The organism is Ruegeria sp. R13_0 (genome assembly GCF_017743995.1).
In the GTDB taxonomy this organism is placed as follows: Bacteria; Pseudomonadota; Alphaproteobacteria; order Rhodobacterales; family Rhodobacteraceae; genus Ruegeria.
Genome location: NZ_JAGHRB010000008.1, coordinates 207,379 through 221,294 on the forward strand (window position 1 = coordinate 207,379; position 13,916 = coordinate 221,294).

Annotated in this window: 10 protein-coding genes; 4 read left to right on the forward strand and 6 right to left on the reverse strand. The window is 56.4% G+C overall.

What is annotated here, in order from left to right:
- The first annotated feature begins 98 nt into the window (after positions 1 to 98).
- Positions 99 to 1,679 (forward strand): FMN-binding glutamate synthase family protein, encoded by a 1,581-nt coding sequence (locus J7394_RS12560; RefSeq protein ID WP_209253461.1) that lies wholly within the window; start codon positions 99 to 101, stop codon positions 1,677 to 1,679.
- A 3-nt stretch (positions 1,680 to 1,682) separates the two neighbouring features.
- Here the strand turns inward: J7394_RS12560 and J7394_RS12565 are convergent, their stop codons facing one another.
- Genes J7394_RS12565 through J7394_RS12580 form a run of 4 tightly spaced genes read right to left on the reverse strand, consistent with a single transcriptional unit; the run spans position 1,683 to position 5,598 of the window.
- The gene (locus tag J7394_RS12565; protein WP_209253463.1) at positions 1,683 to 2,339 is read right to left on the reverse strand and encodes an ABC-type transport auxiliary lipoprotein family protein; all 657 of its coding nucleotides are present in this window, start codon (positions 2,337 to 2,339) and stop codon (positions 1,683 to 1,685) included.
- Positions 2,336 to 3,652 (reverse strand): MlaD family protein, encoded by a 1,317-nt coding sequence (locus J7394_RS12570; RefSeq protein ID WP_209253465.1) that lies wholly within the window; start codon positions 3,650 to 3,652, stop codon positions 2,336 to 2,338. The genes J7394_RS12565 and J7394_RS12570 overlap by 4 nt, the downstream gene beginning before the upstream one ends.
- A gap of 13 nt (positions 3,653 to 3,665) precedes the next feature.
- Entirely contained in the window at positions 3,666 to 4,472 is an 807-nt protein-coding gene (locus J7394_RS12575; RefSeq protein WP_209253467.1) for an ABC transporter ATP-binding protein, read from the reverse strand.
- 1 nt (position 4,473) lies between these two features.
- Positions 4,474 to 5,598 carry an MlaE family lipid ABC transporter permease subunit gene (locus J7394_RS12580; protein ID WP_209253469.1) on the reverse strand — a complete coding sequence of 375 codons (1,125 nt, stop codon included), beginning with the start codon at positions 5,596 to 5,598 and terminating at the stop codon, positions 4,474 to 4,476.
- A gap of 252 nt (positions 5,599 to 5,850) precedes the next feature.
- On the opposite strand from J7394_RS12580, the gene J7394_RS12585 reads away from it, so the two are divergent.
- The 3 genes from J7394_RS12585 (at position 5,851) to J7394_RS12595 (ending at position 10,365) form a co-directional block, all read left to right on the forward strand.
- The gene (locus J7394_RS12585; protein ID WP_209253532.1) at positions 5,851 to 7,716 is read left to right on the forward strand and encodes a PAS-domain containing protein; all 1,866 of its coding nucleotides are present in this window, start codon (positions 5,851 to 5,853) and stop codon (positions 7,714 to 7,716) included.
- Entirely contained in the window at positions 7,716 to 8,417 is a 702-nt protein-coding gene (locus J7394_RS12590) for a response regulator transcription factor (RefSeq protein WP_209253471.1), read from the forward strand. Before J7394_RS12585 ends, J7394_RS12590 begins: the two co-directional genes overlap by 1 nt.
- A 133-nt stretch (positions 8,418 to 8,550) precedes the next feature.
- On the forward strand, positions 8,551 to 10,365 hold the full coding sequence (locus tag J7394_RS12595) for an ABC transporter ATP-binding protein (RefSeq protein WP_371812005.1): 1,815 nt from the start codon (positions 8,551 to 8,553) through the stop codon (positions 10,363 to 10,365).
- 60 nt (positions 10,366 to 10,425) lie between these two features.
- Here J7394_RS12595 and J7394_RS12600 read toward each other — a convergent pair whose 3' ends face one another.
- Positions 10,426 to 11,736, reverse strand: coding sequence for an HlyD family type I secretion periplasmic adaptor subunit (locus tag J7394_RS12600; protein WP_209253473.1), 1,311 nt, complete (start codon positions 11,734 to 11,736; stop codon positions 10,426 to 10,428).
- A complete protein-coding gene (locus tag J7394_RS12605; protein ID WP_209253474.1) occupies positions 11,720 to 13,867 on the reverse strand; it encodes a type I secretion system permease/ATPase in 2,148 nt (715 codons plus the stop codon). Before J7394_RS12605 ends, J7394_RS12600 begins: the two co-directional genes overlap by 17 nt.
- Positions 13,868 to 13,916 lie beyond the last annotated feature (49 nt).

Genomic DNA, 13,916 nt, shown 5'->3' on the forward strand with positions numbered 1-13,916 from the left:
AAAAGCCAAGCTGTTTCACTTTGATTTAGCATTTTCGGTTTTGATCTGAATGGATTTTACGCCGCACTCCAAAAACGACCCACCCAAGGAGATCAGGAATGGTTGTACGCAGGCTCTATTATTTCCTCAGCTTTGTCTGTTTGCCTCTGGTTCTGCTTTTGGGCTTTGTCTGGCACCCGGCGCATTGGCTGCTGTTTCTTCTAATCCCTTACGCGGTTATCGGAATGTACGATATTCTGACCACCAAGCATAACGTGCTGAACAACTATCCCGTGCTGGGCCATTTCCGGTACATGCTGGAGTTCGTCAGCCCTGAAATCCGACAGTATTTCGTGGAAACCAACGAAAGCGGTCGTCCCTACAACCGGATCGTGCGCAGCCTGATCTATTCCCGTGCCAAGGGTCAGGTTGATACGCAGGCCTTTGGTACGCAATACGACATCACGACCGTAGGCTATCACCGCGCCAATCACTCGCTGGCCCCCAAACACGTGGATGAAAGCGAAGAACGTATTATGTTGGGCGGGCCACAATGTGAAAAGCCATACAGCGCGTCGCGTCTGAATGTCTCAGCCATGAGCTTCGGAGCGCTGAGCGCCAACGCCATTCGGGCTTTGAATGGTGGGGCGAAAGATGGTGGTTTTGCCCATAATACCGGTGAGGGCGGGTTGTCTCCGCATCATTTGGCCGAAGGCGGTGACATTATCTGGCAGATTGGCACGGGCTATTTCGGTTGTCGTACCCCCGACGGAGGGTTCGACAAAGACAAGTTCGCAGAAAAGGCCACTAAGGACGTGGTCAAAGCGATCGAGATCAAGCTGTCTCAGGGGGCTAAACCCTCGCATGGCGGGGTACTGCCCGCGGCCAAGGTCGACAAAGAGATTGCTGAGATCCGGGGCGTGCCGGAGCATCAGGACGTCATTTCCCCTCCGGTTCATTCGGCCTTCGACGGCCCAACTGAGCTGCTGGAATTCGTCCAGCATCTGCGCGAGATGTCGGGCGGAAAACCGGTCGGCTTCAAGCTTTGCATCGGCAACCCATCCGAATTCATGGCAATCTGCAAGGCAATGTTGGAGACTGGGATCCTGCCCGATTTCATCACCATTGATGGTTCCGAAGGGGGCACGGGGGCTGCTCCGGTCGAATTCACGAACCGCCTTGGAATGCCGCTGAATGAGGCGTTAATCTTTGTGAACAACTGCCTGAAGGGCGTGGGCCTGCGTGACAAAATCCGCATCATCTGTTCGGGCAAGGTGGCCACAGGCTACGATCTGGTCGAAAAATTCGCGCTGGGGGCTGATATGTGCAATGCCGCGCGTGCCATGATGTTTGCGGTCGGCTGTATCCAGGCGCTGCATTGCAACACCAACCGCTGCCCGTCTGGTGTGGCGACCCAAGACCCGATCAGGGGGAGAGCGGTAAACGTGCCGCAAAAGCGTAAGCGTGTTCATCGCTACCACGATGCCACCTTGGAGAGCTTTCGCGAACTGCTGGGCGCGATGGGTAAATCAACGGTGGCCGAGCTTCATCCCCGAGACATCCTGCGCCGAACCGCCGACGAGCGCGAGCATTCCTACGCGCAAATGCACACGATCCTAGAAGAGGGCGCGCTGCTGTCCGCGGAGATTCCCGCGGAATTCGCCGATGATTGGAACCGCGCGTCAGCCCAGCATTTCTAGGGTCTATTGCAAAGACGGTCGGGGGTTGTTGGCCGAGTGCGTGTGGATTTTGCGCACGCTCCACTCAACGGCATCGCGCATGGTTTTGCCGAGCGCGATGTCGAAGGCCTCAACCAGGTCAGGGGTCTGATCGCTGGCCGAGACGACATATTCGCGGAATGAGCTTGAGGCGATGATTTTGTCTTCGAACTCGTCGATAATCTTGATGTTCATCCGCACTTCGACGCGGATCGAAGTAGAATCCTCGGTTTCCGACACCACAAGACCCTGAAATTCGCGCAGGTCCGGTTGAATGACGTAATCCGCGCGCAGACCCACCGTGGATCGACCCACCGCAGCAACCTTACCCGAGTTCTCAAAGCTTTCGACCATCAGCGCTTGCACGATCAACGGCGCGCGATCGACCCAACGCGCTTGCGGCAGGTACTGAACCTGCAGCGGGGTAGGCTGAATGGCGATCTGGTCGGTGTTGACGGCGGCCGTCGCCGTTGGCTCTTGCACAACGATCTGCTTTTGGACCCGAGGCAGCGAGGAAGAAAACGTGCTTTTGGGTGTCAGAAGATAAAGGTTGTTGGGCTTTGACGCCTGTCGCAGAGTGTCCAACCCGGTACAGGCCCCCAGCAACGCCAAAGACAGGGTCAGAAACAGGATCCTAATCATTGACGGAACTCCGATGCTTGGGTGCCCAGCAGGAATCGTGCCGGGTCGCGTTCTACCTTGTCGACCAGCCGGTCCAGGCTGATCACGAGCCGCTGGGATTCCTCCACGAAGCGAACAAATTGAGGCAAGCCGACACGCAGGAAATTCGAGACCTGACGGCTGTTGTCTTGCACGATCTTGTCGACAGTTCCCAGCAGCTCTTTCGCCGAGTTGGAGGCGCTGAGGACATCGTCCGAGATCTGGTCGATTTTATTGGTGATGTTCGACACGGTCTCGGTCACCTGGTTGGCCGCCCTGCGGATGTCTTCGGCCACAGGAGCCACGTCTTCGTCTATCACCCGGTTGGCGGTGTCAAACGCACGCTCGGCCGAGGCCAATACGCCTTTGGTCGAGTCCATCGCGGTGGTGATCGACGCCAGCGTGGTATTGGCATTCGCAACAGTTTCTGTGATCACGCCCAGCGAAACACTGGCCTCATTCGACAGCTGCATCAGGTTTTCAGCCAGGTTAGATCCGCGCTGGATAAACGGTTTTATGTCTTCGGCAATGACGCTGTTTGCCGTCGTCAGGGTTGTATTGGCCTGATCCAAAGCCCCTTTCGCCGAATCCGCCGCCGTTTTGACCGATTTCAAAGTCTCGGTTCCGGTCTCCAGCGTGGTTTCGGCTTTGGCGATCAGCGGGTCGAGACGCTTGGTGAATGCACCGATATTCTTGGCCGCATCGCCGATATTACTGGAAACCGTTTCAATATCCGACATCGTCTTGTCCAGACGCCCGGTGGCCGAGGCGAGGTTTTCGAGAATATCCGAGACGGCTTTGCGGTTCTTTTCATCGACGACCGAGTTCAGATCCTGCAACAAGGTGATCGCTTCATCCAGCACCTTCGGCGCGCCCTCGAACAGAGACTGAATCGTACTGCGCTTGCTCTTGATCACGCTGTCTTCCGGCAGGCGGGTTGCGGTGCTCGATCCCCCGGTCAGTTCGACATAGCCGACGCCGGTGACACCAAGCGACTGCAATTGGGCGATCGTGTCTTCGGTGACGGGGATATCTGCATCGACCTCAATCCTCACCCGTACTTTCGAGGGGTCGTCATCGTCCAGATTCAACGAGATCACCTGACCCACAGGAAGGCCGTTGAAACTGACCCCGCCAGCGGCCGACAGGCCAGAAACGTTGTCGAACAACACGTCATAGTAGGCGTATTGGCGGGTTACCTCGAACTTGGCGAGCCATAGGAAAAAGCCAAAAGCCCCCAATAACCCTGCAAGGGTGAATGCGCCGATCAGGATGTAATTCGCTCGGGTTTCCATCGCCTTACCTGCCTTACCCCTTCTGCTGTGCCGCGCGGGCGCGGGGGCCTGTGAAGTATTCCTGAACCCAAGGATGGTCGACCTTGGTCATCTCTTCTATCGGACCTTCAACCAGTACGCGTTTTTCTGCAAGTACCGCGATGCGGTCGCAGATCGCATAGAGACTGTCCAGATCATGGGTGACCATGAAAACCGTCAGGCCCAATGCCTGCTGCAGCTCTCGGATCAACTCATCATAGGCGGCGGCCCCGATTGGGTCCAAACCGGCGGTGGGCTCATCTAGAAACACGATCTCGGGGTCCATCGCCAAGGCCCGCGCCAGCGCGGCCCGTTTGCGCATCCCGCCCGAAAGTTCGGATGGAAACTTGCCGCAACTCAGCTGTGGTAAACCTACAAGGCTGATCTTCAACGCGCCCAACGACTCCATCAGCTTTTCGCTCAGGCCCGTATGTTCGCGCAGCGGGGCCATGACATTCTGCAAAACGGTGAGCGAGGAAAACAGCGCACCATCCTGAAACGCCACGCCCCAATGGCGTTCGATGCGGCGACGGTCTTCCTGTGGACCGTTCAGAACGTCCACGCCCAGAACCTCGATACTGCCAGCGGCGGGCGCGTTTAGCCCCACAATCGTGCGCAGCAGGACCGATTTACCGGTGCCCGAGCCGCCGACGATGCCCAGGACCTCACCCCGCCAGACATCAAGATCCAGATTGTCATGAACAACCTGCGGCCCGAACTGATTGCGCAGCCCGCGCACGCGGATCACCGCCTCGCGTTGCGCATCTGCCTGAGTGGTCTGTGGTTGCACCGTGCCGTCCATGTCAGACCCCAATCTCGGAGAAGAAGATCGAAAACAGGGCGTCGATGGCGATCACCATGAAAATCGACTGCACGACCGAGGCCGTGGTGCGCTGACCCACGCTCTGGGCCGAGCCTTTGACCTGCATAGCCTGCCAGCAGGCGATCACGCCGATGACCAACGCGAAGAAGGGCGCTTTGATCAACCCAACCGCCAATTGCCAGACACTTGTGCTTTCGTTCAAACGGGTGACGAACATGCCGGGGCTGATGCCAAGGTCGATCCAGCTCATCAACCCGCCACCGAACAGGCCTGCCATATCGGCGACAAAGCCCAGGATTGGGAGCATGATCAAAAGGGCCAGAACACGCGGTACTACCAGCACCTCGATCGGATCCAGACCCAGCGTGCGCATGGCGTCTATTTCCTCCTGCACCTTCATCGACCCGATTGAGGCAGTAAAGGCCGACCCCGATCGACCGGCAACAATGATAGCGGTCAGAAGGATACCAAGCTCTCGCAGTACAGAGATCGAGATCAACTCGACCACGAAAATCTCGGCTCCGAACTGTTTCAGCTGCGTCGCCCCCTGAAAGGCCAGAACGACGCCGATCAGAAACCCCATTAACGCCACGATGGGCAGGGCCTTGAACCCGGTTTCCTCCATATGTGTAAACAGGGCGGCCCGGCGCAAACGCCAGGGCATCACCAGCGTGCGCCCAAGCCGATGCAGCGTCAGTCCCAGGAACCCAAGGATCGAAAGCGTGTCGTTCCAAGCGCCAACTGTTTTCTGACCCACGCTGGCAACCCAATCCACGGCATTGCGAGGCGGGGCAAGCTTTCCGGGATGGTCGGGGATGTTCTGCGACACGGTCTCGATCAGTGCGGCATGGGCTGGTTGCACACCCCGGAATTCCAGCTGAGCGCCAGCCGTCGTGAACCGCTTGGCAAGATCCGCAACCAGCCACGCGCCGCTTGTATCCAATGCTTCGACATCGGACAGATCCAGCGTAACATGCCCGCCTTCTGGCTGAACGCCTGCAAAAGGCCCCTCGACCGGGGCAAGCGATTGCGTCAGCATTTCGCCTGCAATACGGATCCGGGTGCCATCGCTTTCGCGTTCGGCGGAAATGGTTGGGCTGCTCATAGGTGTATGTGATGCAAAAAAGTCTGAATCTGCAATGGTTGTATGCCTTTGTCGGCGGATTTACAAATCTGGGATTGCGCGGCTGCGACACGTGCAGCTTGCACGCCACGGTTGTTTGGCGCGGACCTGCTTGCCGATTGTGGGACAAAATAACCGGCTGGGCGTTCGCCTCTACACCAAGTCCAAATCTGATGCTACGGATAGGCCGCAGGGAGGGCGATCTTGACCGTTAGTGAAAAGCGCATCAAAGCGATGACGACTGCCGGGCTGAATTTGATCGGTCAGGCACTGTCGATCTATGATAATAAGCTGCGTCTGGTTCTAAGCAATCGACGCTTTCAAGAGATGTTCGGTCTTCCCGACGACCTCGTGCAACCCGGCGCGTTGTTTCGTGACACGATCCATTTCCTGGTCACTCGCGGAGAATACGGGCTCGAGGGCGATGTTGATGAAATGGTGCAGCAGCGCGTCGAGCAAGCCATGGCGTTTGAGCCGCACTATATGGAGCGTGTCCGCCCAAACGGGCAGGTTGTAGCTGTTGAGGGATCGCCTCTGCCGCAGGGTGGTTGGGTGGCGGTTTACACCGATATCACAGGCACGAAACGTGCGGAAAACCTGCTGCGCGCCCGATCCGAGGAGCTTTCGGACCAGCTGCTCAGCCATACCGAGGAACTTTCAGCAACCAACCGCAAGCTTGCTGCCACCATTGCTGCGTTGGAAGAGGCCAAGCGCGAACTGACCGAGATCGAAGCCCGCACGCGCATGACGACCGAGATGATGCCCGCCCATATCGCGCATCTCGATGTCGATGGGCGCTACGACTACTCAAACCGGCGGCTCAGCTCGGTGCTGCCGGGTCGCCCGTCGGACATTCTGGGGCTGCATATCTCCGACGCCCTTGGCCGACACGCCTTTTCACGGGTCGAGCCGCATCTGGCAAAAGCCTATGGCGGCGAAACGTCCGTTTTCGAGTTCACGGAAGAACAGGATTCTCGCCGCATTCGCGTGTCTTTTACCCCTGATGGGGAAGGTGGCGTATATATCATGTCCGTAGACATCACCGAGGAAACCCAAACCCGCGTCGCGTTGCAACAAACCCGCCGCCGCGAGATGGCCGCGCAGATGACCAGCGGGTTGGCGCATGATTTTTCGAACTTGTTGACCATCATTCTGGGGATGCAGGGGCGGCTAGATAAGATGAACCTGCCCGATGAAGCGCATGAGCTAATTGCGGCGACCCGTCAAACCGCGCAGCGCGGCGGGCAGCTTTTGAACCGGATCGCGGATATGACGGGGAACCGGACGCCGCAGCCCAAAGCGACGGATATGCTTCAATTGCTTGAGGACCTCCGCATTCTCGCCTCACCTTCTCTGCCACGGGGCGTGGGGCTGTCGGTGGTCAACACTCTGCCGGATCAGGCCCTGATGCTGGATCCGGGCATGGTGCAGGATGCCTTGCTGAATTTGGTGCTGAATGCGCGCGATGCTTGCGGCAACAACGGTCAGATCACCATTAGCGCCCATGCTATTGGCGCGATTTGGGTTGAGATTACTGTCTCTGATACCGGACCGGGGTTCTCGCCCGAAGCGCTGGACAAAGCCCTCAATCCGTTTTTCACCACCAAGGGCAGTGACGGATCCGGCCTTGGTTTGCCAATGGTCTATGACACGGTGAAACTGGCCGGAGGGGACCTGAGCCTGAAGAACACACCCTCGGGCGCGTCGGTTGTATTGCGGCTTCCGTACCGCCCTGCGCCCCCCATGCGCGGCGGATTGGTTCTTCTGGTCGAAGACAATCAGGACTTGCGCCTACAGTTTCGCGACATGCTGATCGACTTTGGGTTTTCGGTCATCGAGGCGACCTCGGTTGACGAAGCATTGACGCTGGTGAGCGAACTGGAAGACATTGTTCTGGTCCTGTCCGATATCCGGTTGGAAGGGGAGGCAACCGGGCTGGACCTGATGGAACGTCTCAAACCCCGGCTGCCCTGTATTTTGATGACGTCGCTGCCATCGACTGATCCTGTGCTTAAACGCGCAATCGGACGGGTGCCCGTCTTGCATAAACCATTCACTCCCAAACAACTTTCGGCTTTGATCCGAACCGAGGCTGCGTGATGACCCAACCGTTGGTGACCATTCTCGATGATGAGCCCGAGATCCGCCATATTCTGACGGAGACCTTGCAAGATGCAGGTTTTCGAACTCAGAGCTTTTCACGAGCCCGAGAATTCGAGGCCGCGTTGAACCGTGTGACGCCCGATGTCTGCCTGGTCGATCTGTCCCTTCCGGATACGGATGGATTGGCGTTGGTGCATCGCCTAGCCTTGGAACAGGGTGCTGCCGTCATCATCATTTCAGGCCGCGCGCAGGTGCAGGACCGGGTCACCGGGCTAGAGCTTGGGGCTGACGACTATATCACCAAACCGTTCGACCCCGCCGAGGTCGTTGCGCGCGTGCGGGCGCGGTTGCGGGCGCCGAAAGGGCAGGTGGCGCATTCAGAGACGGCCGCTTTCAACGGTTGGGTCGCGCATTTTGACCGCTATGTTCTTGAGGATCAAAGCGGCGCAGAAACGGCGTTCAGCCATGCAGAAGGTGAAGTACTGCGTCTGTTTCTCGAAAGTCCCAAACGTCTGATTAGCCGCACCCAGATGCAGGAAACGCTGGGCGGCGCAGCTGGTGAGAGCTTTGATCGTGCGATGGATGTGCGTATTTCCCGCCTCAGAACCAAGCTGGGTGAAGATCCCAAAAACCCGCGCTTGATCAAAACGATCTATGGCGCAGGCTATATTTTCCTGGGCGATGTGGTCTGGCACTGAAGGTCCCGATGCGCGCATTTGACCCTGCTTCAAGGATATCTGCACGGGTGGGCTGGAAACTCGGGCTTGTCCTGATTAACTAAAACGACCTCGACGACCGAGGGGCAGAGGTATAAGAAACCGCTGTTTAACCGTGCGGTTGCCCGATAAGGGCGGCGACACCGACGATCTGGAGTGTGAAATGATCGGCAAGGCCTGGGCAAAATGGCGATCGGGCTATATCGGTAGGCTTGTCGTGGAAAGCCTGCGCAAACAAGGGTGGATGTACGGCATCGCGATGGGTGCGATGGTAGTCGTTGCCGCCACGACCGCTGGTACGGCGTGGATGATGGAAAACATCGTCGATGCCATGACCACCCCAGAAATGAGGTCACAAGCACATTGGATCGCGCTTGTTGTCGTCGGGCTGTTCGGCGCTAAGGCATTCGCTTCCTATATTCAGTCGATTTTTTTGGCGCGCGCGGGGAACCGAATTATCGCGGTCCAACAAGAGCGGCTGTACAATCGACTACTGCAGCGCGGTATTGGGTATTTTGCCGAGATTGAATCGTCCAACCTTTTGATGAGGGTCACCGCAGGGGCGGGGGCCGCCCGGAACCTGGTAAATATCATCGTAACCAGTTTCGTGCGCGACGCGCTAACGCTTGTGGGTCTTATTATTGTCATGATCTATCAGCAACCGCTGCTTTCCGTGCTGTTTTTTGTCGTTGGTCCGGTTGCTTTGATAAGCGTGCGCTATCTGTTGAAGAACGTACGGCGAATAATGCAGGCCGAGTTGAAATACCTTTCCGAGATCATCCAGGTTCTGCAGGAAACATCGAACGGGATCAAAGTCATTAAGGTGTTCAGCCTTGAAGGCCGCATGACCGATCGGATGAACATTGCGATCAAACGCGTCGAGAAACGTTCGAACGACATTGCCTCTTTGCAGGCCATCGCCAGTCCGTTGATGGAGTTTCTGGCGGGTCTGGCAATTGCCGGCATCCTGGTTGTCAGCACATTGGGAATCGGTGGGTCTGAGCCTCCTACAGCGGGTCAGCTGATGTCGTTTATCACGGCCCTTCTGATGGCCTATGAACCCGCCAAACGCTTGTCGAAAATGCGGGTGTCGATCGAAACCTGCATGGTGCCGATAGGTATGATGTTCGAGCTTCTGGATGAAGAGGACACGATGCAGGAGCACTCAGAGCCCAAAGAGATGGTTAGAGGTCCGGGCGAAATCCGCTTGCGGGATGTGACCTTCGGGTATCAGGGGACACTGCCCGTTATCAAAGATATGGATGTAACATTCGAAGCTGGAAAAACCACTGCTCTCGTGGGCCAATCCGGCGGAGGAAAATCCACGATTTTTGGCCTGATCATGCGGTTTTATGACCCAAATGAAGGCTACGTTGAGATTGACGGTCAGGATCTGACCGAGGTCAGTTTTGCATCGCTGCGCCGTAAGATATCCTATGTCGGGCAGGACACATTCCTGTTTTCAACCACCGTCATGGACAATTTGCGCTATGTCGCGCCTGACGCGACCGATGAGGAAATTGTTGCTGCAGCACGCGCGGCACATGCCCATGATTTCATCAGTCAACTTCCAGAGGGCTATGACACTCAGGTTGGAGAAAACGGAGCTTTCCTGTCCGGAGGTCAGAAACAGCGGATCGCAATTGCCCGGGCAATTCTGCGCAAAGCGGAAATCCTTCTGCTGGACGAAGCCACAAGTGCGCTCGACGCAGAATCTGAAACTTTGGTCAAAGAGGCATTGGACAAACTGACGGAGGGGGTCACGACAATCGTAATCGCCCACCGGCTATCGACGGTTCTGGAAGCGGACAACATCATGGTCGTTCAGGATGGTCAAATCGTTGAGCAGGGGACCTTGAATGGGTTGTTGGAAGAAAATGGTTCATTCAAACGCCTGTTTGATCAGCAATTCAAAAAGCCTACCTCCTGATCGCATATCGATCTTCCGCGACTTCAATGAGTCGAAAGTGATGAAATGATCAAGCCTGCGCTATTCCCGCAGCGCTTGATCCTTAATCTTCACAACCGGTTGGATCAAATAGTCCAGAACGGTTTTTCGCCCAGCCAGAATATCGACCTCGGCAACCATGCCGGGAATGATTTCAACAGCAAGCCCCGAGGCGTCGAGCATCGTACCATTCGTCCGGATCTCAATGACAAAGACCTCTTCATCATTGCGTTCAGACCGGGTGATAGTGTCTGCACCAATACGCACAATTTCCCCGTCCAGCCCGCCGTAGCGGGCGAAATCATAGGCGGTGATTTTAACTTTGACGGGCTGTCCAGCATGAAGAAACGCGATATCTTGCGGGCGAACATAGGCTTCGACCAGTAAACTGTCATCCAGTGGAACGATCTCGACCAACTCCTCTCCGGTGCGGGCAAGGCCACCAATCGTGGTACGGTGGATGCGGTTTACGATGCCGCGCGCCGGAGATTGAACGTTTGCGCGGGAGGCCCGATCCTGCAAAGCTGGCAGCATTGGTTTCAGGGCGGACAGCTCCGCTGTCGCAAGTGCAAGGTCGGTTAGAGCATTGCTCCGAAATCTGCTGCGCGCCGCTTGGATTCGGTCGTCAATCTCTTCCAGACCGGTTTTTAGTCGACTGGTTGCAGCCTCGGCTCTGACCCGGCGACCCTTCCATTCCGCCTCGCTGCGCCTAAGCGCCAAAAGTGTGGTCGCGGGTTCCATTTTGCTGGCGACCAGAGGCGCCATCATCGCCCTTTCCTCAGCCAGAACATTCAGTGTCTCTTCGGCGGTGACCTGATCTACCAATCCTTCTTCGTATTCCCTATGGCGTTGTTGTTGCTGTCGCAGCAAGATATCAATTTCAGCCTGCAGTTCGGCTTGCCGACCCTGATACAAAGCTCTTTCAGATTGAACGACATCCGGGGCGCCTGTGACGAGTGCAGCGTCAAATTGAAGGTCACGCCCCTCGATCTCGGACTTTAGCCGCTGGATCCGAGCCATCAGGCCAAAAGCACGTTGTTGTTCCTGACTTAACTGACTGTCGATTTGGGTCGTGTCGAATTCCATCAACAAGGTGCCGGCTTGAACCACTTGGCCTTCTCGCACGTGGAGTGCCTTCAAAACGCCTGGCTCTGTAGCTTCGATGATCTGGATGTCTCCAGATGGCACGATCCGGCCATCTACGCGGGTTACGTCGTCCAACTCGGTCAGATAGGCCCAAAGCCCGGCTGTGAGGAGGCATGCGAGAATTGCCACAAGCAGAAGAGAGTTTCGCAAAGGCGACGCTCCGCGCGTGGCGCGTGCCAACGAGGCAAGATCATGATGCTGCGACATTCAGGTGCCTCCTGTTTTGGCGTGCATGTTGGGACAGAAGGCTCTTTGGCCCGTCTTTCGCGATTTGACCGTCGTCAATGACGATAACGCGGTCCACCAGTTCCAAGAGGCTAGGACGGTGCGTGACGATCAGCATCGTCGTGTCCGGGGTGGCTTGCTTAAGGCGCGAAAGAACGCGCGCTTCGGTTTGCACATCCATGGCGCTTGTGGGCTCGTCCAGCAGTAAAACCGATGGTTTGCCAATCAACGCTCGCGCCAAAGCAATCGCTTGTCTTTGTCCACCAGAAAGCCCTTCGCCCTTCTCTGCAAGCTGTTGATCATAACCTGCTGGATGGCGCGCTACAAAATCCTCAACGCCAGCAATCTGCCCGGCCTCAATCACGTCTTCGTCGCTCGGTCTGATGGTGCCACTGGCGATGTTTTCGCGGATCGAGCCGGAAAACAGCCAAACATCCTGTAAAACAGAGCCCACACCTCGCCTTAAATCACCAGGGTCAATTTGCCGAATGTCCAATCCGTCCAGCATTACCGACCCTACCCGAGGCGTATAGAGGCCCAGCAACAGTCGCGCTATCGTGCTTTTACCCGAGCCAATTTGGCCAAGGATTGCGACTTTCTCACCCGGGTTGATAGTGAAGGAAACACCTTTCAACATATCTTCGGATTGATCCGGGTATGTGAAATGAACGTTGCTAAACGAGATTGCACCCTTGAAGCGTGAACGACCGATCCAGGTTCTGCCCTCCGGTCGCTCACTGTCTGCCCGCATAATCTGGTTGAGGTTTCGAAAAGCGCTACGCGCCTGATTGTATCGCGTCAAAGTTTGCGCCAATTGCCCCAATGGAGCCAAGGCACGACCCGTCAACATGACAGCGGCGATCAGGGCGCCCATGCTGGCTTGACCGTCAGTGACGAGGAATACGCCGTAGAAAACGATCAGGACCTGCGCCACCTGTTGCGTGAGGCCGGTCAGGTTCAGGGCGAATTGTGTAATCGCGCGACTGCGAACGCCGTGGTTCGATTGTCGCTCTATCGCGCTTTCCCAACGGGCACGCATCTGACGATCAGCAGAGGTGGTCTTTATGGTTTCAAGGCCTGAGACCGCCTCAACAAGAACCGATTGTTTGGATTGACCATCCTTGAATTGCCTTTCGGCCAACCGCGATAGCATAGGTTGGGCGAGCAAGCCGGTCAGCAGAACGATAGGTACCGCCATCGCGGGAACGATGGCCAGCGGGCCGCCCACCAGGTAGATCACGAAGACAAACAGAGCGATGAAGGGTAGATCGACGATCGCGACCAGTGTTGCGGACGTGAAAAACTCGCGCAAAGTCTCGAACTCGCGAACTGTGTTTGCCATCGCGCCGGTCGATCCGGTGCGAGATTTCATTTGAATATCGAGTAACTTGTCAAAAATGCGCCGTCCCATCAGCCGATCAGCCTTTTGGCCGGCCTGATCAATGAATCCAGCTCTTAGGATCTTGAGTAGGAAATCGAAACCAAGTGCGAGGCCCACGCCAATGGTGAGTGCAATCAGAGACTCTGTTGCTTCGTTGGGAAGAACTCGGTCATAGACGACCATAATGAAGATAGAAGTTGAAAGCCCTAGAAGATTGGCGAGCGCTGCTGCGAGAATAACCTGGAAATAAGACCACCGACTGGCCGCCAAAGCAGACCAGAACCAATGTCCAGACCTTTGGGTCTCGTTATTCTTCAAGATACCTTGATGGTCTCGGCGAAACAGGATTGCATAGCCGGTATACGCTTTTTCCAACTGTTTCTCGGGAATTGTCCCGATTCCTGACCCGATGCAAGGGTCATACACCAACAGCATGCCGTTGTCGCTGCGCCCATGATAGACAACGGATCGCCCCCCCTCCAGGAACAGTATGGCTGGTGACAAGTCGTCATCCAGTTTGCTCAGCAAGCGCGTGCCATACCCTGCGTGAAGACCGCTTTGTCGTGCAAGCGCCAGTGCATCACTTATCGAGAGGCCATTTTCCAAGTCTGACTGCGCGGCAAAGAGAGACGCTTTTGTTATTGGGCGTTCAAGTGTCTCACCCACATGCAGAATACACGTTTCGAGTTCTGTCAAACGTGATGTGTCCGGTTGGGTTTTGTGCCGCGTCATGAATCAGTTCCTCTCTAGCAAATTAGGGCAGCGAAAAAATGGAATGCGT

Excerpts from the sequence above, each read along its gene's own strand:
- J7394_RS12560 (WP_209253461.1), top strand. The coding sequence starts at position 99 with ATGGTTGTACGCAGGCTCTATTATTTCCTCAGCTTTGTCTGTTTGCCT.
- J7394_RS12565 (WP_209253463.1), bottom strand. The coding sequence starts at position 2,339 with ATGATTAGGATCCTGTTTCTGACCCTGTCTTTGGCGTTGCTGGGGGCC.
- J7394_RS12570 (WP_209253465.1), bottom strand. The coding sequence starts at position 3,652 with ATGGAAACCCGAGCGAATTACATCCTGATCGGCGCATTCACCCTTGCA.
- J7394_RS12575 (WP_209253467.1), bottom strand. The coding sequence starts at position 4,472 with ATGGACGGCACGGTGCAACCACAGACCACTCAGGCAGATGCGCAACGC.
- J7394_RS12580 (WP_209253469.1), bottom strand. The coding sequence starts at position 5,598 with ATGAGCAGCCCAACCATTTCCGCCGAACGCGAAAGCGATGGCACCCGG.
- J7394_RS12585 (WP_209253532.1), top strand. The coding sequence starts at position 5,851 with ATGACGACTGCCGGGCTGAATTTGATCGGTCAGGCACTGTCGATCTAT.
- J7394_RS12590 (WP_209253471.1), top strand. The coding sequence starts at position 7,716 with ATGACCCAACCGTTGGTGACCATTCTCGATGATGAGCCCGAGATCCGC.
- J7394_RS12600 (WP_209253473.1), bottom strand. The coding sequence starts at position 11,736 with ATGTCGCAGCATCATGATCTTGCCTCGTTGGCACGCGCCACGCGCGGA.
- J7394_RS12605 (WP_209253474.1), bottom strand. The coding sequence starts at position 13,867 with ATGACGCGGCACAAAACCCAACCGGACACATCACGTTTGACAGAACTC.